Source organism: Pseudomonas sp. LBUM1645, assembly GCF_059716185.1.
The window spans coordinates 5,339,091-5,360,374 of sequence record NZ_CP166811.1 but is presented as its reverse complement, the minus strand read 5'-3'; the positions used below and the strand labels follow the sequence as shown (position 1 = coordinate 5,360,374).

The window sequence follows — 21,284 nt, the reverse complement described above, 5'->3', positions numbered from 1 at the left end:
CACAGGGGATCTGCGGTGATCAAAAATGTGGGAGCGAGCTTGCTCGCGATGGCGATAGAACAATCACAGAAAATCCCGGCCAGAGACTAACGTTCGCGCATCGCCTCGGTCCGGGCTTTAAGCACCGGTTTTAGCAAGTAATCCAGCACGCTTTTCTCCCCGGTGATGATGTCCACCGTCGCCACCATCCCCGGAATAATCAGCAACGGTTTCACATCCCCGCCCAAGTGATTTTTATCCGTGCGCACCTGAATCAGATAGAAGCTGTTGCCCTTGTCATCCGTAATCGTGTCCGCCCCAATCAACTCCAGCTTCGCACTCAACCCCCCATAAATCGTGTAGTCGTAAGCACTGAACTTGACCATGGCTTTCTGCCCCGGGTGCAGAAACGCCACGTCCTGCGGCCGGACCTTGGCTTCGATCAGCAAGTTGTCTTCAATGGGCACGATTTCCACCATGTCGCTGCCCGGCTGGACCACGCCGCCGATGGTGTTGACCTTCAGCACTTTGATAATCCCGTGAACCGGTGACACCACCGTGGTGCGGGTCACTCGGTCATCGATAGCAATGCTCGATGCCGTGATTTTCGACAGGTCGGTGCGTTTTTCATTCAGCTCTTTCGCCGCGTCGGAGCGGAAGGATTGTTCGGACTCGTCAATCTTGCTTTTGATCTCATTAATCGCCGATTCCGCACGGGGAATCGCCAGGGTCGTGGCGTTCAATGAACCGCGAATCTCCACCGCGCTGCGTTTGAGTCGCAAGATTTCCACCGGCGAAACCGCCCCGGAGCCCACCAGCGGCGCGGACATGTTCATCTCTTGTTGCAGCAATGCCAAGCTTGAACTGAATTGGCCTTGTTTGGAGCGGAACTCTGCCAGTTCCTGGGTTTTTTGCCGAAGTTGCTCACTCAGGGTGCGCTGTTCGCTGGCCAGTCGACGCTGCCGTTGTTCGTACAGCGAGCGCTCGTCTTCGGCCACTTGCGGCGCCTTGGCGATCACTTCGGGGGAGAGCTTGAACGGCCGGCCTTCCGCTTCGGCCGACAGCCGTTCGACCTGCGCCGTCAGGGCATAACGATCCGCCTCGCTTTCGCCCTTGTTCGACAGGAATCGAGTGTCATCGAGGCGCAGCAAGGTGTCGCCCTTGTTCACCATTTGCCCTTCGCGCACGAAGATCTCAGTGACGATGCCGCCCTCCAGGTTCTGGATCACTTGAACCTTGCTCGACGGAATCGCCTTGCCTTCGCCCATGGTCACTTCCTGCAGCACCGCAAACTTGGCCCAGACCACCGCAGTGATAATCAACGCAGCCGCAAGCCACACGGTGATCCGCGACCAGCGTGGGGAATCCTGCAACGAGGCGCCCGCGGTTTCCGGCATGAATTCGCTTTCGGCGCTTTTGCTGAAACTGCCAAAGTAGCCGCGTGGCTTCGAATTAGAGCGTGACGCGTCGGAGGATGAACGGGCCATGGCTAGCTCCTAGACAGCCGCAGAGCCGACACGGCCCTTGCGCAGTGCATCGATGACCACTTCTTTCGGACCGTCGGCGACGATCCGCCCGTTGTCCAGCACCACCAGCCGATCCACCAGGCTGAGCATCGAGGTGCGGTGGGTCACCAGCAGCAGGGTTTTGCCCTGGACCCAGCGGTGGAGTTTTTGCCGCAGAACGTCTTCGCTGCTGTTGTCCATGGCACTGGTGGGTTCGTCGAGCAACATGATCGGCGGATCCAGCAACAACGCGCGGGCCAGTAACACCGCCTGACGTTGCCCGCCGGACAGCAGTTGTCCGCGTTCACCCACTGGGCGGTCGAAACCTTGCGGATGCTGACGGGCCAGCTCGGTGACACCGGTCAGTTCGGCGACTTCGAGCATCCGTGAATCGCTGATGTAGCGGGCGCCGAGGGTCAGGTTATCGCGCAGGCTGCCGGCCAACAGCGGCAGGTCATGGGCGACGTAACCGATTTGCTGGCGCAGGTCGGCAACGTCCAGTTGCCGCAAGTCCAGGCCATCGAGCAGCAGTTGGCCTTCTTCCGGTGCGTAGAACCCCATCACCAACCGCGCCAACGTACTTTTGCCCGAGCCGCTGCGGCCGATGATGCCGATCCGCTCGCCGGGTTTCACGCTGAAGCTGATGTTGGCGAGGGCCGGAGCGTTCTGGCCGTTGTAGTGGAACGTCACACTGCTGACGTCTATCGCGCCTTGCAGTTGCGTGCGCTCCAGCGGCCGTTGTTTGGCATCGCGTTCCTGCGGCAAAGACATCAGCGCATCGGTGCTTTTCATGGTCAGTTGCGCTTGCTGGTAGCGGGTGATCAAACCGGCAATCTGCCCCAGAGGCGCGAGCACCCGGCTGCCGAGCATGTAGGTCGCCACCAGCGCGCCGACGCTGAGGTTGCCGGCGATGATGCTGTAGACCCCGGCGACGATGGTCGCCATGCCGGAGAATTGCTGGATGAACAGCGTGCCGTTGGTGGCCAGTGCTGAGAGGTTGCGTGCATGGCTGTCGAGGCGGGTGAGGGCGCCGTGGGTGCTTTCCCATTTGTGCTGGCGTTCGCTTTCGGCGCTGCAGGCCTTGAGGGTTTCCAGACCGCCGAGGGTTTCGATCAGCAGCGCCTGGCGTTCGGCGCCCAGGGTCAGGCTTTTCTGTACGGTGTCGCGCAGGCGCACCTGGATCACCATCGCGAAGATGATTGTGATCGGAAACGCCAGTAACGGAATCACCACCAGCCAGCCGCCGAGCAGGCCGATCACCACCAGCATCAGCACGGCAAAGGGCAGGTCGATCAGGCTGGTGAGGGTCACGGCGGTGAGGAATTCCCGCAGGCCCTGGAAGTCATGGATGCTTTGGGCGAAACCACCAATGGTCGCCGGCCGCGCTTTCATCGCCATGCCGGTAATGCGTTCGAACAACGTGGCCGAAAGGATCACGTCAGTTTTCTTCCCGGCGGTGTCCAGCAGGTGCGCGCGGACCACCCGCAACACCAGTTCGAAACCGGTGCCGATCAGCAAGCCGATGGACAGCACCCACAACGTCGACGTGGCCTGGTTCGGCACCACCCGATCGTAGGTCTGCATCACGAACAGCGGCACCATCAACCCCAGCAGGTTGATCAGAAAACTCGCCAGAATCGCATCGCTGTACAGCCACTTCGACAGCTTCAACGTGTCGCGAAACCACGCCTCCACCCGTGGCACCAGCGGCGAACGCAAGTCTTCGAGTTCATGCCGTGGCCGCGCGAACAAGGCCTGGCCGCTGTAATTCTCGGCCAGTTCATCGCGGCTGACCCATTGTTCACCGCCGTCGGATTCGCTCGGCAAAATCAGCAACTGCCCGTCATCGCCGAAGCGTCGTAGAACGGCAGTCCGGCCATTGTTGAGGATCAGCATCACAGGCAGGTTGAGGGCGGAAATGTCCGCCAGTTCACGGCGCAGCAATCGCGCCTGCAAACTGGCCCGTGCCGCTGCGCGAGGCAGCAGGTCCAGGCTCAAACGTTGTTTGTTCAGAGGGAGCCCGGCACTCAGGCTGGCGCGACTGACCGTCGCGCCGTGGAGTTTGCAGAGGATCAACAGACCGTCCAGAAGCGGGTCATCGAAGCTCAGGCGCGGATCGACACTGATGTTGCCGGGTTCCATGCTGGTCACATTGATCGCTCCCGTTGGCATAGGTATCTACACATCTCTCTGTAGGAGCTGCCGCAGGCTGCGATCTTTTGATCTAGTTTTTTTCAGGATCAAGATCAAAAGATCGCAGCCTGCGGCAGCTCCTACAGGGGTTACTTCAGTTCAGGCAAACGGGCTTCGTTTTTTACTTCCGTGGAGGCGATCGCATCGGCGGGCAACACCACCCGTTGTTTGCTCAGCAACTGCCCCATGTTCGCCAGCACGCGGTACATCGAGTACTCCTCGGTGTAGCGCACTTCGGTGTAGCGGCGGTTGGCGTTGTAGAGCTCGTTTTCACTGTCCAGCAAGTCGAGCAGGGTGCGTTGACCGAGGCCGAACTGGTCCTGATACGCCACGCGCACACGTCGGCTGGTATCCGCGTATTCGCGGGCGGTCGGGGTTTGTTTCTTGGCATTGACCATGGCGTTCCAGGCCAGGTGAATGTTCTCGTTGAGTTGGCGCAGGGCATTGTTGCGGATGTCCATCGCCTGGTTGATCTGGTGCGCATCGGAGGCCAGGCGAGCCTTGTCGCTGCCACCGCGGAACAGGTTGTAGTTCATCACCACGCCGACTCGCCATTCGTTGTCGTGGCCTTCATCGCCCTGCACGTTGTTGTTCGCACCCACGGCGGCTTCGGCGTCGAAGCGAGGGTAGAACGGCGACTTGGCAACTTCGTACTGGCTCTCGGCCGATTGCACATCGGCCTGGGCGGATTTCAGGTACGGGTTGTTTTCCACCATGCTTTGCTGGGCTTCCTGCAGGGTGGCGGGCAGTTCGCCGCGGGTCGAGGGCGGGGCTTCGAGTTCATCGGGCAGGCGCCCCACAACGGCGTAGAAGTTCGACTCGGCATCCGCCAGATCGACTTCAGCGGTATCGAGGTTGTTTTGTGCCAGTGCACGGCGAGCGACGGACTGGTCGGAGTCGGCGGTGCTACCGATACCACGCTGGGTGCGCAGACCGATCTGATCGTTGACCCGCATGTGAGCTTGCAGATTGTTCGTGGCCAGGGTCACCAGTTCGCGGCGCTTGAGCACTTCGAGGTAGACCTCGATGGTGCGCAGGGCCAGATCCTGAGCGGTGCCCTGAGCGTAATAGGCCCGGGAATTGACCACGCCTTTGGTGCGCTGGACTTCGTTGGAGGTGTTGAAACCATCGAAGAGCATCTGCCGCAGACGCAATTCCGATTGGGTGTAGGTCAGGATTTCGGTGTGGTGATTACCGAATGCCCGGGTGTTGGTGTTATCGCTGTACCCACGCCCGTACGCGGCATTCAGATCAACCGATGGATAAAATCCTCCCTTGGCGACTTTCACTAGCTCATCGGCCGAGAGGCGGCTGTCTACACGCGACGCCAGCTCCGGGTGGGTCGCGATGGTGCTCTGAATCGCCTCCGTCAATGACATGGCTTGAGCCTGAGAAGTGCAGGCCATGGCCAGCAGAATTGCGCTGCAGAGGGGGGTTAATACGCGCATGGGTGCCTCTCCCTGATTCCTAATGATGCTTATTAGTCGCCAAATATTTGACGGCATTTATAGTGAAAACCGTTTCATGCTTGTAACAACAGAGCTAAGAACATTCTGGGGAAAACCATAGAAGAATTTTTCATAAGGCTTATGCCAAAAAAAACTTATGCGCTCCGTAAAATCCAGCACATTGTTCACTGCGAAAGCCCTTGATTTACGAGCGTTAGGGAGCTCCGCAGGGCTTGAGGAAAGTTCCAAACCACATATCGACTTAGGGCGGGGAAGTGCTGGAGGGGAGGAAGCGAACGGTTTTGAGGTGACGGTTTTTTGTCACTTTAGTGGATCAAAACCGTTACGCATCGCTCAAAGGGTGACTTGTTGCGCAAGTGGATCCCGATGCCATTGATTGCAGAGGGTTTTTATCCCGCAGCAGACACGTCGCCCGCGAGCGGCACGCTTGGCGAGAACGGCGCCAGGGCAGCGGCTTACTTCAGGTAACCGCTGCCAGCAGGCGATTCCGTCAGGCAACCCGTTGAAGCCAGGAGCACGTTCTTCGCAAAAACAGGATGCCGACAGCGGTTGGCAGCGGAGGAAGTGCACATGGCTACGCTCATCGGTATTGTCAGTAAGGTCATTGGTCAGGTGTTCGCGGTTGCGAGCGATGGCACCCGACGCGCGCTGGTCGAGGGGGACCGGTTATTCGCCGGCGATCAACTGGTCACCGGGGCCGAAGGCGCGGTGGCGGTTCATCTGCAGAATGGCCAGGAACTGACACTTGGGCGTGGCAGCAGTATGGAGATGACGCCTCAGTTACTCGCGCATCAGGCTCCCCATGTAGACACCGCTGAAGCGGTGACGCCGACTCAGGCGCAACTGACCGATGTCGAACAACTGCAAAAAGCGATCGCTGCCGGCGACGACCCGACCCAGACTGCTGAAGCTACGGCGGCCGGACCGGGTTCAACCGGCGCACCTGGTGCACTGGGTGGCGGCCACACGTTTGTCATGCTTGAAGAGGTGGGCGGGCAGGTCGATCCGACTATTGGTTTTCCTACCGCAGGCTTCAACGGTATTCCCGAATTTCCCCTGGAACGGCTGGCCGGAAACCCGGACAACGGCGACAACGGTGCAGGCGGTTCAGGCGGTTCAGGCGGTTCGGGTGGTGCAGGAGGTTCAGGCGGTTCGGGTGGTTCAGGAGGTTCAGGAGGTTCGGGTGGTTCAGGAGGTTCAGGCGATGTTCCTGTAACACCGGTTGTTCCTGACGTGCCGAACAATCCGGTGACCCTCACCGGCCTGTCGGTGGCAGGGGGCGAACTGACCCTCAATGAGGCCAACCTGGCCGACGGTTCGGCCCCCAACCCTGGGGCACTGACCAAGACCGGCACGTTCAGCGTGTCTGCTCCTGACGGGCTGACCAGCCTGAGCATCGGAGGGGTCAACGTGATCAGCGGTGGCGTTGCCGCAGGCTTCCCGCAATCGATCACCACCCCGTTGGGCAACACCCTGACCGTCACCGGCTACAACCCGGCCACGGGGGTTGTGAGTTACAGCTACACCCTCACCGACAATGAAACCCATCCGGCCGGTGACGGTACCAACAACCTCAGCGAACACTTCACCGTGGTGGCCGGCGACAGCAATGGCGATACCACCACGGGTTCCCTGGACGTCAACATCACCGACGACGTGCCCAAGGCGTTCGATGACAGCAACGCCAGCACCGCGTCGGAAACCCTGGTGACCCTGGCCGGCAGTGTGCTGCCCAACGACGTTCAGGGCGCTGATCGCATTCCTGCCGGACCCGAGAGCGGGCCGGTGGTTGGCGGCACTTTCACCGGTCAATACGGCACTCTGGTGCTCAACGCCAACGGCACATACACCTACACCCTGAACACTAGCGACGCCGACTTCAAAGCCTTGCACGCGGGTGGCGCCGGGACCGAAACCTTCACCTACACCCTGACCGATGCCGACGGCGACACCAGCACTGCCAAGCTTGTGCTGAACATCCATAACAACGATGACCCGGTCACGATTGGCGGCCTGAACGTCGAAGGCGGCGAAATCACCGTCTACGAAAAAAACCTCAGCTACGGCACCGACCCTGATGCCCCGGCCCTGACCCAGAGCGGTACCTTCACCGTCAACGCACCGGATGGCCTGCAAACCCTGACCGTGAGCGGCGTCGCGGTGGTCAGCGGTGGGGTGGCGGTAGGTTTCCCGCTATCCGCCACTACATGGACGGGCGCCACATTCACCATCACCGGTTACGACCCGGCCACGGGGGTGGTGAGCTACAGCTACACACTGAATTACGACAGCGACCACCCCAATGCCGATGGCGCCAACAGCATCTACGAGAACTTCGACGTCGTTGCCACCGATACCGACGGCAGCACGGCGACCGGGCAAATCAACGTCAACATCGTCGATGACCTGCCGACCGCCAACCCCGACGCGGTTTCGGTCGCAGAGGGCGGCATCATCAGCGGCAGCGTGCTGGGGAACGATGTCACCGGCGCCGATGGCCCCGCCGCAGGGGGCGCGGTGGTCGGCGTGCGTGCCGGTTCCGACACATCGACCCCGGTCATCGGCGGCCTCAACAGCCAGATCAATGGCACCTACGGTTACCTGACGCTGGATGCCAACGGCAACGCCGTCTACCACAGCAACCCGAACGCTGTGAGCGGCCCTGGGGCGACCGACGTGTTCACCTACACCGTGCGCGATCGCGACGGTGACCAAAGCACCACCACCATCACCATCGACGTGCACAACAGCAGCATCCAAGCGGTCAGCGACAGCGACGTGACCGTGTACGAAAAAGCCCTCGACCTGAACCAGGATGGTCAGGACCTGGCGCCCGGCACCGTTACCGGGAGCCTGCCGGGCAACACCGGCGAAACCGCCAGTGGCACGCTGGTCGGCTCGGTCAGCGGCGCGGTCGGCGCAATCACCTACACCCTGGTCGGCAGCGCCACCGGGACGTACGGGCAAATCCTGCTCAATCCCGACGGCACCTACACCTACACGCTGACGTCGGCGCCAAGCACCACGCCGCATGCCAACGACGGCACCAACACCTTGAGTGAAAGCTTCACCTACAAAGCCACCGACGCCCTGGGCAACAGCACCACCAGCACCATCGTGGTCAAAATCGTCGATGACCTGCCGACCGCCCATGCCGACGAGACTTCGGTCGCCGAAGGCGGCACCGTCAGTGGCAACGTGCTGTGGAACGACGTCGGCGGCGCCGATGGTCTCGCCGCAGGAGGCGCGGTGGTCGGCGTACGTGCCGGCTCAGACACCTCGTCCCCGGCCGTTGGCGGCCTCAACAGCCAGATCAATGGCACCTACGGTTACCTGACGCTGGATGCCAACGGCAACGCCGTGTACCACAGCAACCCGAACGCCGTGAGCGACCCCGGTGCGACTGACGTGTTCACCTACACCGTGCGTGATGCCGACGGTGACCAAAGCACCACCACCATCACCATCGACGTGATCAACAGCTGCATCCAAGCGGTCAGCGACAGCGACGTGACCGTCTACGAAAAAGCCCTCGACCTGAACCAGGATGGCCAGGATCTGGCGCCCGGCACCGTTACCGGCAGCCTGCCCGGCACCGGCGAAACTGCCAGTGGCACGCTGGTCGGCTCCGTCAGCGGCGCGGTCGGCGCAATCACCTACACCCTGGTCGGCAGCGCCACCGGCACCTATGGGCAGATCCTGCTCAATCCCGATGGCTCCTACACCTACACGCTGACGTCGGCGCCCAGCACCACGCCGCATGCGAACGACGGCGCGAACACCCTGAGCGAAAGCTTAACCTACCAAGCCACCGACGCCCTGGGCAACAGCACCACCAGCACCATCGTGGTCAAAATCGTCGATGACATGCCGACTGCTCATGCCGACGAGACTTCGGTTGCCGAAGGCGGCACCGTCAGTGGCAATGTGTTGTGGAACGACGTCGGCGGCGCCGATGGTCTCGCCGCAGGAGGCGCGGTGGTCGGCGTACGTGCCGGCTCAGACACCTCGTCCCCGGCCGTTGGCGGCCTCAACAGCCAGATCAATGGCACCTACGGTTACCTGACGCTGGATGCCAACGGCAACGCCGTGTACCACAGCAACCCGAACGCCGTGAGCGACCCCGGTGCGACTGACGTGTTCACCTACACCGTGCGTGATGCCGACGGTGACCAAAGCACCACCACCATCACCATCGACGTGATCAACAGCTGCATCCAAGCGGTCAGCGACAGCGACGTGACCGTCTACGAAAAAGCCCTCGACCTGAACCAGGATGGCCAGGATCTGGCGCCCGGCACCGTTACCGGCAGCCTGCCCGGCACCGGCGAAACTGCCAGTGGCACGCTGGTCGGCTCCGTCAGCGGCGCGGTCGGCGCAATCACCTACACCCTGGTCGGCAGCGCCACCGGCACCTACGGGCAGATCCTGATCAATCCCGACGGCTCCTACACCTACACGCTGACGTCGGCGCCAAGCACCACGCCGCATGCGAACGATGGCGGGAATACCCTGAGCGAAAGCTTCACCTACCAAGCCACCGACTCCCTGGGCAACAGCACCACCAGCACCATCGTGGTCAAAATCGTCGATGACCTGCCGACCGCCCATGCCGACGAGACTTCGGTCGCCGAAGGCGGCACCGTCAGTGGCAACGTGCTGTGGAACGACGTCGGCGGCGCCGATGGTCTCGCCGCAGGAGGCGCGGTGGTCGGCGTACGTGCCGGTTCAGACACCTCGACCTCAGCCGTTGGCGGCCTGAACACTCAGATCAATGGCACCTACGGGTACCTGACGCTGGACGCCAACGGCAACGCCGTGTACCACAGCAACCCGGACGCCGTGAGCGGCCCCGGGGCGACCGACGTGTTCACCTACACCGTGCGCGATGCCGACGGTGACCAAAGCACCACCACCATCACCATCGACGTGAACAACAGCTGCATCCAAGCGGTCAGCGACAGCGACGTGACTGTCTACGAAAAAGCCCTCGACCTGAACCAGGATGGTCAGGATCTGGCGCCCGGCACCGTTACCGGAAGTCAGCCGGGCTACACGCTTGAAACCGCCAGTGGCACCCTGGTCGGCTCGGTCAGCGGCGCGGTCGGCGCAATCACTTACACACTGGTCGGCAGCGCCACTGGCACCTACGGGCAAATCCTGCTCAATCCCGATGGCTCCTACACCTACACCCTGACGTCGGCGCCAAGCACCACGCCGCACGCCGACGATGGTGCGAATACCCTCAGCGAAAGTTTCACTTACAAAGCCACCGACGCCCTGGGCCATTCCACCACCAGCACCATCGTGGTCAAGATCGTTGATGACCTGCCGACCGCCAACCCCGACGCGGCCTCGGTGGCGGAGGGCGGCATCGTCAGTGGCAACGTGCTGGCGAACGACTTCAGCGATGCCAATGGGATTGGGGTGGTCGGCGTGCGTGCCGGTTCAGACACCTCGACCTCGGCCATCGGCGGCCTGAACAGCCAGATCAATGGCACCTACGGTTACCTGACGCTGGATGCAGCGGGCAACGCGGTCTATCACAGCAACCCGGACGCCGTGAACGGTCCCGGTGCGACCGACGTGTTCACCTACACCTTGCGCGATGGCGATGGCGACGAGAGGACCACCACCATCACCATCGACGTGAACAATAGCTGCATCAGCGACAACGACGGCGACCTGGCCAGCTCGGTGTTGACGGTCATTGCGAACGCGCCACCGGTGGCGGTTGATGACCACATCATCACCAACGTGCTGTCGGACAACATCGTGGTGCCGGGCGAGTTGTTGCTGGCCAACGACACCGATCCGAATGGCGATCCGCTGACCGCTTCGCCGACCACTATCAACACCGGTTGGATAGCCAAAGGCGCGGACTTCACCGGCACCCATCAAAACTTCAGCTTCACCGGCGGTAACGCGCAGGCGGTGACCCTCGCCCGCAGTGCATTCGTCGCCAACACGGCAGCCATGACGGCGGTGTTGGTCTTCAGCGGGGCGCTGGGAGCGGTCAACAACCCCCACGATGACGACCGCATCACCGTCGACCTCAAGCAGGGTGAAACCCTTAACCTGGATCACAATCTGGCGGCCGGTCATGTCGCTATGGAGTACTCAATCAACGGCGGCGCATGGATCGCCCTCGCGGACGGGCAAACCCTCACCGCAACGTCGGACAGCACCTACCAGATCCACATCACCAACATCGACAACGGGGGGCCGGGCAACAGCGGGAAGGGGGCGGAAAACTACCAGCTGACCATGACCATCACCTATCAGGACGGCCACACCCTCACCGGCACGGCGGGCGATGATGTACTGGTGGCGGGCGCCGGTAATAACGAGTTGCACGGTGGCGCCGGCAATGACTTGTTGTACAGCGGTGCGGGCAACGACCTGCTCGACGGCGGCACCGGCGTCGACACCGCGAGCTATGCCCACGCCACGGCCGGCGTCACCGTCGATCTGAGCCTGCTCACCCCGCAGAACACCGTGGGCGCCGGGACCGACACCCTGACGGCGATCGAAAACCTCACCGGCTCAAACTTCAACGACAGCCTCACCGGCGACAACCACAGCAACATCATCAACGGTGGCCTGGGTAACGACATGCTCAACGGCGGTGGCGGCGACGACTTCCTGATCGGCGGCCTGGGCAACAACACCCTCACCGGCGGCAGCGGTGCCGACACCTTCCAGTGGCTCAAAGGCAACAGCGGCCACGACGTGGTCACCGACTTCACGCCGGGCATCGACAAACTCGACCTGTCGCAACTGCTGCAAGGGGAAAACAGCACCGCGGCGTCGCTGGATGACTACCTGCACTTCAAAGTCACCGGCAGCGGCGACTCACTGGTTACCAGTATCGACGTCAGCGCCATGGCTGGCGCCGCGCCGAACCAGACCATCGATCTGGCGGGTGTGAATCTGGCCAGCCATTACGGCGTAACGCCGGGGGCGGGTGGGGTGATTGCGGGGGGGCACGATACGGCGACGATTATCAACGGGATGTTGAATGATCATTCGTTGAAGGTGGATACCGTGTGATCTGAAATCTGAAACGACAAAACCCGCTATTCCTGTGAAAGGGGTGGCGGGTTTTTTGTTATCTGTGGGAACGATCATTAAACCCTTAAAAAATCCAACAGTCCCCGATAACACAGTCCGACTGATGGCTCACATCGGCTCCGGCGGCCCAATCAATCGCCCCATCACCCCAAACAACCCCAACTCCCGGATCACCTCCAACTCCCCTTTGGTCTCGACCATCTCCGCAATCAACGGCAAATCGATGCTGTTGGTTGCCCGAAAAATCGCCTCGATAAACAGCCTCTTATCACTCTGCTCATCAATGTGACGGATGTAAGCACCGTCGATTTTCAAGTAAGCCAGCCCCAGTTGAGTCAGGTTGCCGATCTGGCCGAAGCTGCCACCGAAATGCTGCAGACCGATGCGGTAACCGGTGTTGAGCAGGCTGTGGCTCAGGCGTTGCAGTTCGTCTTGAGGCGGCAGTTGGCGTTCGTCGATTTCCAGAATCAGCAACGACGCGAGTTCGGGCAGCGATTCGAGCATGTCGAGGATGTGTTGCAGTTGCGCTGGATCGCGCAGGGTGCTGCCGGACAGGCTTAACGCCAGGGGCCAACGATTGACGATGAGGTAGTCGAGGGTGGCTTCGAGCATGGCCAGGTCGAACCGCGCCGACCAGCCGAGTCGCTCGATCCACGGCAGGAAGTGCCCGGCGGCAATGGCCTCGCCCTGTGGGTCGAGCAGGCGCGCGAGGACTTTGTGATGCAGTACCTGACTGGTGTCGGCGCATTGCACCACGGGCTGGAAATACAACTGCATCTTGCCTTGGTTCAAGGCGTCGTCGAACCAGGTTTGCCAGTCGTTTTGGGACGGGGTCGGCGCGGTGACGGAATCGGCCAAGTGGACCCACGGGCGCTCGGGATGTTGCCGGGCTTCGGTCAACGCCTGATCCAGTCGCGTCAGCACGTCACTGGCCGGCTCACCGGGGTGGTAAGGGGCGATCCCCAAATGCGCCACCGGCATGGCGTCGCTGGCACCGGTCAGGCGCAGGTTTTCCAGGGTGGCGCTGATTTCGCTGGCCAGGCGTGCGGCGTCGGTGCTGTCCAGGCCAGGCGTCAGCAGACTGAATTCACCGCCGCGATTGCGCGCTGCAAGCCAGGTGCGACGTTCCGGTGGCTGGGTCAGACGCTTGAGTAATTCACCGACGGCGCTGATCAGCGCATCGGTGCGCTGGCCGCCCAAGCGTTGGTTGAGACCGACCAGATCATTGATCCGCAGCATCAGCAAATGGCCGTCGCTGCTCTGCTCGGAGACCAGCAACTCGTCGGCCAACTCTTCATCCAGCAAGCGTCGATTGGCCAAGCCTGTAAGGCTGTCCTGATAGGACTCGACCCGCAGCTTTTCACTGCGAGCGACCTCTTCGGCGAACAGCGCCTTGAGCTTCTCGACCATCTGGTTCATGGCCAATACCACGCGTTTCAACTCCGGTGTGCGCGGCAGTTTCGGCAGGCTGAGGAACTCGCGTTTGCTGATGGCTTCGGCCTGTTTGACCATGGTGTCGAGTGGGCGAAATTGCCGGCGCAGCAACCAACCACCAAACAAGGCACTGAGCAGGCCGCACACCAGTAACCAGATCAGGCTGCCGAGGGTGCTGTCCCAGAGTTTGGCCAGGGCGAACTGCGGATTGCTCAACACTTCGACCCGTGCCGCCTGCACCCAGCCGCGCATGATCAACGCTTCGCCGCCGGGTGGGTGGAGGTTGACCAGGTTCACAAACCAGGCGGGAACGCCGTCGATTTGCCCCGGCGCACTGCGCTCCACCAGCACCTGCGCATCCTCGATGTTGATGATTCGAATACTGCTGAAGTAACCGCTGTCGAAAATCGAGCTGACCATCAATTCGATCATGGCCGGGTCATCGATTTGCGCCGTCAACGACAAACCCAACGCGGTGGCGGCGTCTTGGGCGTGGGAGCGCAACTGACCGAGCATCTGGTCGCGAGAGCTTTCCAGGCTGACAAAAAAACTGCCGCTGAACGCCACCAGCAAGAACAGGCAGATGGCGAGAAACAACTGTTTACGCAGTGACATAAATCGCTCCTTGCTCAGGTGACTAGCCGTCGCCCACGGCGAACCCTTCGGCCTGCATCTTTTTTAGTACGTCCTGCCAGCGCGACAGTTTTTTCGAGTCGCTGCTGCGTTTGCCGCCATTGGCTCCCGGCAAGTACAGACCTTCGGCATTGAAGGCGTACACCGGCAGCAAGTCTTTGCGTTGAGAGGCGGGGCGGACCTCGCCGATCAAGTTGTCCAGCACCAGCGGATCGGCCGTGGGGCTGTTGTAGAACGTCAGCACCATGTGCGCCTGGTTCTGGGTCAGGGCTTTCACGTAGGTGATGCGTAGTTTTTCGCTGGGAATTCCCAGGTAGCGCAGGCTGAAATATTTTGCCAGTGCGTAGTCCTCGCAATCAGCGGCACCCTTGATCAGGGATTCGACGGGGGTGGCCCAGTAATCGGTCTGATGCCAGATTCGGGTGTCGTCCAGAAAGCTCAGTTGCTGATTGAAGAAGCGATTGACCGCGTTCAGTTGCTCGCGCTCGGGGGCGTTGACTTCGCTTTGCAGCATCTGACTCCAGGCCTCGATCCGTCCCCGTCCCTGGCCGAGGGTGCCGTAGCGATCTTCGGCGGTTTGCAGAATCTGCGTAAAACTCCAGTTGGCCCCGACACTGCCCAGCCCGGCCAACAGAAAAGAGATCAGCAACAGCCATCCGCCGAGCCGAAGTCGGAGCGTTGACCATCCTGGACTACGCAGACTGCGGGACATGTCTGGCCGCTCGGGTACAGATGCTTGAAGTCTAGGCGGTGTTTTTTGAAAGGGAGGGTTGATCGTCGGGTTGGTACGCGGACTTGTAGCAGCTGGCGAAGCCTGCGTTCGGCTGCGAAGCAGTCGTGAAATCAGGCAACGCGGTCTTCCAGTTAAATCCGGGATTCAGGGTTTACGACCGCTGCGCAGCCGAACGCAGGCTTCGCCAGCTGCTACAGGGGATTGGGGCGTTTTCAGGATTTGCGCAGGGTTTTTTGTTTGAGGATATAAATCGTGACCAGCACGGCGCTGGTCAGCATGAACCCCCGCGCCCACGGCAGGGGCACCAGGTAGCAGGAGAGCAGGATACTCGCCCACATCAGGCCGATGGCGTAGACCTTGCCTTTGAGCGGGATGCCGTTGCCGCTCAGGTAGTCGCGAACCCACGGCCCAAGCCGCGGATGTTCAACCAGCCAATGATAGAAGCGCGGCGAACTCCGGGCGAAGCAGGCGGCCGCCAGGAGCAGGAAGGGTGTGGTGGGCAACACCGGCAGGAAAATCCCGATTACCCCCAGCGCTACGCTCAGCCAGCCGATGGCCAGCAGCACGTAACGCAACATCAGGGAGCGGTTGCCTATGGGGTTGTCCATAGGCAAAACCTTAGTGGTGACGAGGCTTGAGGATCGCCGGTTTTTCGTCTGGCGCCTGGCACAGCAGGTACAGCGCGGTCAGGGCTTCCGGGATCTGTACGATCATGTCGTCCATCAGGTTGGCGTCTTTGGCGATGTCTTCGAACTCAGGCTGTTCGTCGAACAGGCCCGAACCGACCATGATCGGCAGCAGCATTTCGCTGACTTCGTCTTCAGCGGTTTCGAACCAGGCCGCTTCGCGCAGGAACACGCCTTCCATGAAACCGATGCACCAGCCGCGCAGGTCGGAGTCATCCGGCTCTTCGCCCAGGTCCAGGTCGCAGGGCAGCTCGAACTCTTCATCGGACGCCAATTGGCGTGCGATGTGAGCCTTGAGGGCCAGCAGGGTGGATTCAATTGCTTCACGCTCGGTGTCGTCGGCGTAATGCGGTTCTTCGGCGAAGAGGGCGTCGATCCATTCACGGTCGGGAACGGTTTCGGAACAGATCGACAGCGCAGTGAGGTAGCCGTGGGCGGCCACGTAGTCCAGCGCCTCGTCATGCAGTTCGTCGGCGTCGAGGAAGACTTGCAGGCGGGTTAGTTGCTCAGCGAAGGACATTAAAGGGCTACCTTGGGAATTAAACAGATGCGGGAATTCTAGGCCTTCTTGAGCGCTTGGGCCAGCCGCGCGGCATATTTGGACCCATGCAGGAGTATGGAACACCGTAATCCCTGTGGGAGCGAGCTTGCTCGCGATGGCGGCGTTACATTCAATATCAATGTTGACGGGTCTGCCGCTATCGTCGGAACGCCGCCCGGACCAAGCTCGCTCCCACAGGTTTGGTGTTGCATCGCATTCGTGTGTCTTCTCAGCGGCGCCCTTTGCCGGACAGGGGTCGGGTATACTCCCGCGTTTTGTGATGCCCTGCCGGCGTCGCGGCTGAAATGTGAAGCGTCATGCAATGCGCACTTACGATTTGTCGGTGCAGCCTTCGTGGTTCTGAACCAGCCTTGCAGGGATGTTTTTGTGATTTTTGGAGTTTCTATGCTCGAACAGGCTCAACGCGTCCTCAAGGACATCTTCGGCTACGACAGTTTCCGTGGCCGTCAGGGTGCAATCATTGAGCGCGTGGCCAGTGGCGGCGACGCCCTGGTGCTGATGCCTACCGGTGGCGGCAAGTCCTTGTGCTTCCAGGTGCCGGCGCTGTTGCGCGAAGGCCTGGCGGTGGTGGTGTCGCCGCTGATCGCCCTGATGGACGACCAGGTCGCCACCCTCGAAGAGCTGGGCGTCGCTGCGGCGGCATTGAACTCCACGCTCAGCGCCGAGCAGCAGCGCGATCTGGCAGCACGGATCAAGCGCGGTGAAGTGAAAATGCTTTATCTCGCGCCCGAGCGTCTGGTTCAGCCACGAATGCTGGCGTTCCTGCAAAGTCTTGAGATTTCCCTGTTCGCCATCGACGAAGCTCACTGTGTGTCCCAATGGGGCCACGATTTCCGCCGCGAATACCTGCAACTGGGCCAGTTGGCGGAATTGTTCCCCAACGTCCCGCGTATCGCCCTGACCGCGACCGCCGACAAGCGTACCCGGGAAGAAATCGTCGACCGACTTCATCTTCAGGATGCCGAACGTTTCCTGTCGAGTTTCGACCGCCCCAACATCTTCTATCGCATCGTGCCCAAAGAGCAGCCGCGCAAGCAGTTGCTGGCGTTCCTCGCCGAGCGGCGCAGCGATGCCGGTATTGTCTATTGCCTGTCGCGCAAGAAAGTCGACGAAGTGGCGGTGTTCCTCAGCGAGCAAGGCTTCCCGGCGCTGCCGTACCACGCCGGTCTGCCCAACGATACCCGGGCTCACCACCAGAAGCGCTTCCTTAATGAGGAAGGCCTGATCATGGTCGCCACCGTGGCGTTCGGCATGGGCATCGACAAGCCCAACGTGCGCTTTGTCGCTCACCTCGATTTGCCAAAATCCCTTGAGGCTTACTACCAGGAAACCGGTCGCGGCGGCCGTGACGGTCTGCCGGCAGACGCCTGGATGGCTTACGGCCTGCAAGACGTGGTGATGCTCAAGCAGATGTTGCAGAACTCCGAGGGCGACGAGCGCCACAAGCGTCTGGAGCAGCACAAGCTCGACGCCATGCTCTCGCTCTGCGAAGAAACCCGCTGCCGTCGCCAGACGCTGCTGGCCTATTTCGACGAAGACATGCCCGAGCCGTGCGGCCATTGCGACAACTGCGTCGATGGCGTGCAGACCTGGGACGCCACCGAGCCGGCCCGTCAGGCGCTTTCGGCGATCTACCGCACCGGCCAGCGCTACGGCGTCGGGCATTTGGTCGATGTGTTGCTGGGCAAGGACAACGAAAAGGTTCGCAGCTTCGGCCATCAGCATCTGTCGGTGTATGGCGTTGGCAAAGCAATGGGCGAGAGTGAATGGCGCTCCCTGTTCCGCCAGCTGGTTGCCCGCGGTCTGGCGGACATCGACCTCGAAGGCTACGGCGGTCTGCGTCTGAGTGACACCTGTCGACCGCTGCTCAAGGGCGAAGTGACCCTGGAGCTGCGTCGCGACCTCAAGCCGCAAACCACGGCCAAAAGCAGCAAGAGCCAGGCGAGCCAACTGGTTCGCGGCGAAGAACGCGAACAGTGGGAAGCCCTGCGCGCCCTGCGCCGCAAGCTCGCCGAGGAACATGGCGTGCCGCCGTACGTCATCTTCCCAGACTCGACACTGCTGGAAATGCTCCGCAGCCAGCCGACCTCGCTGTCGGAAATGGCCACGGTCAGCGGCGTGGGCGCACGCAAGCTGGAGCGTTATGGCGAAGCCTTCCTCGAAGTCCTCGGCGGGCAAGTCGAGGCGCCGAAAGTGGTGGCCGACTTGCGCCACGAACTGATCACCCTGGCCCGAGCCGGCATGACACCGTTGCAGATCGCCGGTCAGCTGCAATGCTCGGAAAAGAACGTCTACACACTGCTCGCCGAAGCGATTGGCAAGCAGCAGTTGTCGCTGGAGCAAGCGCTGGATCTGCCCGAAGAGTTGATGGGCGAAATCCAGGACGCGTTCCTCGACGGCGAGGGCGAATTACCGCCGGTGTCGGAGATTGCCGCACTGTTCGCCGGGAGAGTGCCGGAAGGCGTTTTGTACTGTGTTCGGGCGGCGCTGCAATCCGAATTCGAGATTTAGGTGATCTGCCCCATAGATGTAACGATTCAGTACAGAGCAAGCCTTGCCTCTGACCAAGGGTCATGCTTAGCTGACTAATAATTAGTTTTTCTTTATTTCAGTCTAATCATGAGTGTTTTATGCCGTTAACCGACCAACACCGCTTTGGCATGCAACTGGCCCAGATGTCGCGCGGCTGGCGTGCCGAACTGGATCGCCGTCTGGCTGGCCTGGGACTGTCCCAGGCGCGCTGGCTGGTGCTGCTGCACCTGGCGCGTTTTGATGATGCCCCGACCCAACGTGAACTGGCGCAGAGCGTCGGCGTTGAAGGGCCGACCCTGGCTCGTCTGCTCGACAGCCTCGAAGGCCAGGGACTGGTGCAACGTCAATCGGTGCTGGAAGACCGCCGGGCGAAGAAAATCGTCCTCTGTGCCCCGGCGCTTCCCTTGATCGAACAAATTGAAACCATTGCCACCCAACTGCGCCACGAGCTGTTCGAAGGCGTCGATGAGGCGGATTTGAAGATCTGCATGCGTGTCCACGGGCACATTCTGGCGAACCTGGAAAAGTCTTGAGGCATAAACGCACCCAGGACTTTTGAGATACCCCGTTGGGCAGACTATAAAGAACTACTTGGCAATATCGTGTTCGTACCGGATGTGCGAACGCGTACAAGATGGTTCTGGTTATCTAAGGGATGCTCATGCTCGAGAGTTGGCACATGGTTTTGCGGTGTTGCGCCAGGCTGCTTCTGGTCGGTGGTGCTGTCACTTACTCGGCATTGGCGCCCGCGTTGGGCATGGGTGATATCACCCTGCATTCGGCGCTGAATCAGCCATTTCGCGCCGACATCGCACTCGAAGATGCCGCCGGTCTGGAGGAGGGCGAGCTCTCGGTCAGCCTGGCGACAGCGGACGAGTTCAGCCGCGCCGGCATCGATCGGGTGTTCTTCCTCAATAATCTGAAATTCACGCCGATCATGCGCGGCAACCGCAGCCTGATCCGGGTGAGCTCCAGCAAACCGGTCAATGAACCTTTCCTGAATTTCCTGGTGCAGCTCAATCAGCCCAACGGGCGCGTGCTGCGCGAGTACACGGTGCTGATCGATCCGCCGGGTTCACCGGGGATTGTTCCCGTCACTGACGAACCGGTTACCGACATTCAGTCCTCTGGATTCCCGACTGTTGAGCCGGTCGTTGCTCAGCCTCCTGCGGCGAAGGGCAAAAAGCCCCCTGTTCCTCGCGTCGATCAACCTGCCGTCGCGCCTGTGAGTGATCCCGTTGCCGAACAACTGGCCGCCAGCGTGCTGCAAAACCAGCAGTTGCAAGCAACCATCAATGAATTGAACGCGAAGCTCCAGGCCCAGGAGGAGCAGGTCGCCGGTCAGAAAAAGCAGGTGACTGAACTGCAAACCCAATTGGCGGAAATCAAGACCGCAGCGGCGGAGCCGGTTGCACCCGCCGTTGTGGCTCCCGCGCCGGTTAATGTTGAAGAGCCTGAGGCTACCAACTGGGGGCTGATTCTAGGGTTGTTGGCGGTGGTGGCTCTGGTGTTGCTGGGGTTGTTCGTTCGGCGTCAACGACAACAGGTTCAGGCATTGCCCGACGCTTTACCTGTTTTGCCGTCACCGCATGAACCGGCGCTCAATCGCACGGCAGAACCGGTTGCCCAATCTTCAGAGTTGCAACCGGCAACTGAATCGGGTGAAGAGTCGCCTGCAGGCGATGTGCTTGAAGGGGTTGATATCTATCTGGCCTATGGCCGTTTTTCCGAAGCGGCCGGTTTGTTGCGAGAGGCGCTGATCAAGGAGCCGCAACGCACGGATCTTGCCGTTCAGCTATTGGAAGTCTTGGGTAAACAGGGTGACGTACCCGCCTATGATGCACAGGAAAACAACCTGCGTGACGCCGGGTACGACCTGCAAGAACTTAAGAATATTCGCGCCCGACACCCGAAACTGAGCAGTGCGGTAGCGTTGACCGTCGCAGCGCCAATCACTCTCTCCAAGGTTGCGATACCCGAAGCAGCGCCCAGGGATGAATTCCAGTTGAATCTGGATGACCTGTCGATGGATTCGAGTTGGGATTTGATCAGCCCGTTTGAGGACTCGCCGTCCGCCGCGAAGCCTTCGAGCGAATCCGCGCCGGTCGAGCCGCCGTTTGTCTCGAACCTGCACGTTTTGCCCGAGGTGTTTGAAATGCCCGACTACTCGACGCTGGACGAGCCCGAACTTGAATGGGTCGCCGAGCCTGATTCGCAGTCTCTGGATGACACCTTTCTCAACGAGTTCGGCGATCCCGGCCAGTCGCTGGAACTGGAACCGCTGAACCTGGAACCGGCCGAGCCGAGCAGCGCCGACAAACTCGAACAAGCCCAGACCTGCATTGATGACGGCGATGTGGACAGCGCCATCGAACTGCTCAACGAGTTGCTCAAGGAAGGTAACGAGCCGCTTAAGCAGACCGCCCGGAACCTGCTCGCCGGGCTATCATAGCGGCGCCCTCTGGCTCAGGAGTTTCGCCGATC

Annotated in this window: 11 protein-coding genes; 4 read left to right on the top strand and 7 right to left on the bottom strand. The window is 61.0% G+C overall.

Going from position 1 to position 21,284, the window contains the following annotated elements; translation table 11 throughout:
• Positions 1-86: 86 nt before the first annotated feature.
• The 3 genes from ACA079_RS24225 to ACA079_RS24215 form a co-directional block, all read right to left on the bottom strand.
• Positions 87-1,466, bottom strand: a complete 1,380-nt coding sequence (locus ACA079_RS24225; protein WP_497701209.1) for an HlyD family type I secretion periplasmic adaptor subunit — start codon at positions 1,464-1,466, stop codon at positions 87-89.
• Between the two features lie 9 nt (positions 1,467-1,475).
• Positions 1,476-3,635 carry a type I secretion system permease/ATPase gene (locus tag ACA079_RS24220; protein WP_497701208.1) on the bottom strand — a complete coding sequence of 720 codons (2,160 nt, stop codon included), beginning with the start codon at positions 3,633-3,635 and terminating at the stop codon, positions 1,476-1,478.
• A gap of 131 nt (positions 3,636-3,766) precedes the next feature.
• On the bottom strand, positions 3,767-5,125 hold the full coding sequence (locus tag ACA079_RS24215; RefSeq protein ID WP_497701207.1) for a TolC family outer membrane protein: 1,359 nt from the start codon (positions 5,123-5,125) through the stop codon (positions 3,767-3,769).
• A gap of 591 nt (positions 5,126-5,716) precedes the next feature.
• Between ACA079_RS24215 and ACA079_RS24210 the strand changes: the two genes are divergently transcribed.
• Positions 5,717-12,199: a retention module-containing protein gene (locus ACA079_RS24210; protein ID WP_497701206.1), complete on the top strand. Its 6,483-nt coding sequence runs from the start codon at positions 5,717-5,719 to the stop codon at positions 12,197-12,199.
• 129 nt (positions 12,200-12,328) lie between these two features.
• Here the strand turns inward: ACA079_RS24210 and lapD are convergent, their stop codons facing one another.
• The 4 genes from lapD to ACA079_RS24190 all read right to left on the bottom strand — a co-directional run bounded on the left by lapD (position 12,329) and on the right by ACA079_RS24190 (position 16,226).
• On the bottom strand, positions 12,329-14,269 hold the full coding sequence (gene lapD / locus ACA079_RS24205; protein ID WP_497701205.1) for a cyclic di-GMP receptor LapD: 1,941 nt from the start codon (positions 14,267-14,269) through the stop codon (positions 12,329-12,331).
• A gap of 22 nt (positions 14,270-14,291) precedes the next feature.
• Positions 14,292-14,999, bottom strand: coding sequence for a cysteine protease LapG (lapG, locus tag ACA079_RS24200; protein ID WP_497701204.1), 708 nt, complete (start codon positions 14,997-14,999; stop codon positions 14,292-14,294).
• A 233-nt stretch (positions 15,000-15,232) separates the two neighbouring features.
• Positions 15,233-15,628, bottom strand: a complete 396-nt coding sequence (locus ACA079_RS24195) for a YbaN family protein (protein ID WP_497701203.1) — start codon at positions 15,626-15,628, stop codon at positions 15,233-15,235.
• A 10-nt stretch (positions 15,629-15,638) separates the two neighbouring features.
• Entirely contained in the window at positions 15,639-16,226 is a 588-nt protein-coding gene (locus tag ACA079_RS24190) for a UPF0149 family protein (RefSeq protein WP_008156162.1), read from the bottom strand.
• Between the two features lie 426 nt (positions 16,227-16,652).
• Between ACA079_RS24190 and recQ the strand changes: the two genes are divergently transcribed.
• The 3 genes from recQ to ACA079_RS24175 all read left to right on the top strand — a co-directional run bounded on the left by recQ (position 16,653) and on the right by ACA079_RS24175 (position 21,252).
• Positions 16,653-18,779, top strand: coding sequence for a DNA helicase RecQ (gene recQ / locus ACA079_RS24185; protein ID WP_140684330.1), 2,127 nt, complete (start codon positions 16,653-16,655; stop codon positions 18,777-18,779).
• Between the two features lie 119 nt (positions 18,780-18,898).
• The gene (locus tag ACA079_RS24180; RefSeq protein WP_497701202.1) at positions 18,899-19,333 is read left to right on the top strand and encodes a MarR family transcriptional regulator; all 435 of its coding nucleotides are present in this window, start codon (positions 18,899-18,901) and stop codon (positions 19,331-19,333) included.
• A 128-nt stretch (positions 19,334-19,461) separates the two neighbouring features.
• Entirely contained in the window at positions 19,462-21,252 is a 1,791-nt protein-coding gene (locus tag ACA079_RS24175; protein ID WP_497701201.1) for a motility hub landmark protein FimV, read from the top strand.
• Positions 21,253-21,284 lie beyond the last annotated feature (32 nt).

Coding starts and splice junctions, on each gene's coding strand:
- ACA079_RS24225 (WP_497701209.1), bottom strand. CDS start 1,466: ATGGCCCGTTCATCCTCCGACGCGTCACGCTCTAATTCGAAGCCACGC.
- ACA079_RS24215 (WP_497701207.1), bottom strand. CDS start 5,125: ATGCGCGTATTAACCCCCCTCTGCAGCGCAATTCTGCTGGCCATGGCC.
- ACA079_RS24210 (WP_497701206.1), top strand. CDS start 5,717: ATGGCTACGCTCATCGGTATTGTCAGTAAGGTCATTGGTCAGGTGTTC.
- lapD (WP_497701205.1), bottom strand. CDS start 14,269: ATGTCACTGCGTAAACAGTTGTTTCTCGCCATCTGCCTGTTCTTGCTG.
- lapG (WP_497701204.1), bottom strand. CDS start 14,999: ATGTCCCGCAGTCTGCGTAGTCCAGGATGGTCAACGCTCCGACTTCGG.
- ACA079_RS24195 (WP_497701203.1), bottom strand. CDS start 15,628: ATGGACAACCCCATAGGCAACCGCTCCCTGATGTTGCGTTACGTGCTG.
- ACA079_RS24190 (WP_008156162.1), bottom strand. CDS start 16,226: ATGTCCTTCGCTGAGCAACTAACCCGCCTGCAAGTCTTCCTCGACGCC.
- recQ (WP_140684330.1), top strand. CDS start 16,653: ATGCTCGAACAGGCTCAACGCGTCCTCAAGGACATCTTCGGCTACGAC.
- ACA079_RS24180 (WP_497701202.1), top strand. CDS start 18,899: ATGCCGTTAACCGACCAACACCGCTTTGGCATGCAACTGGCCCAGATG.
- ACA079_RS24175 (WP_497701201.1), top strand. CDS start 19,462: ATGCTCGAGAGTTGGCACATGGTTTTGCGGTGTTGCGCCAGGCTGCTT.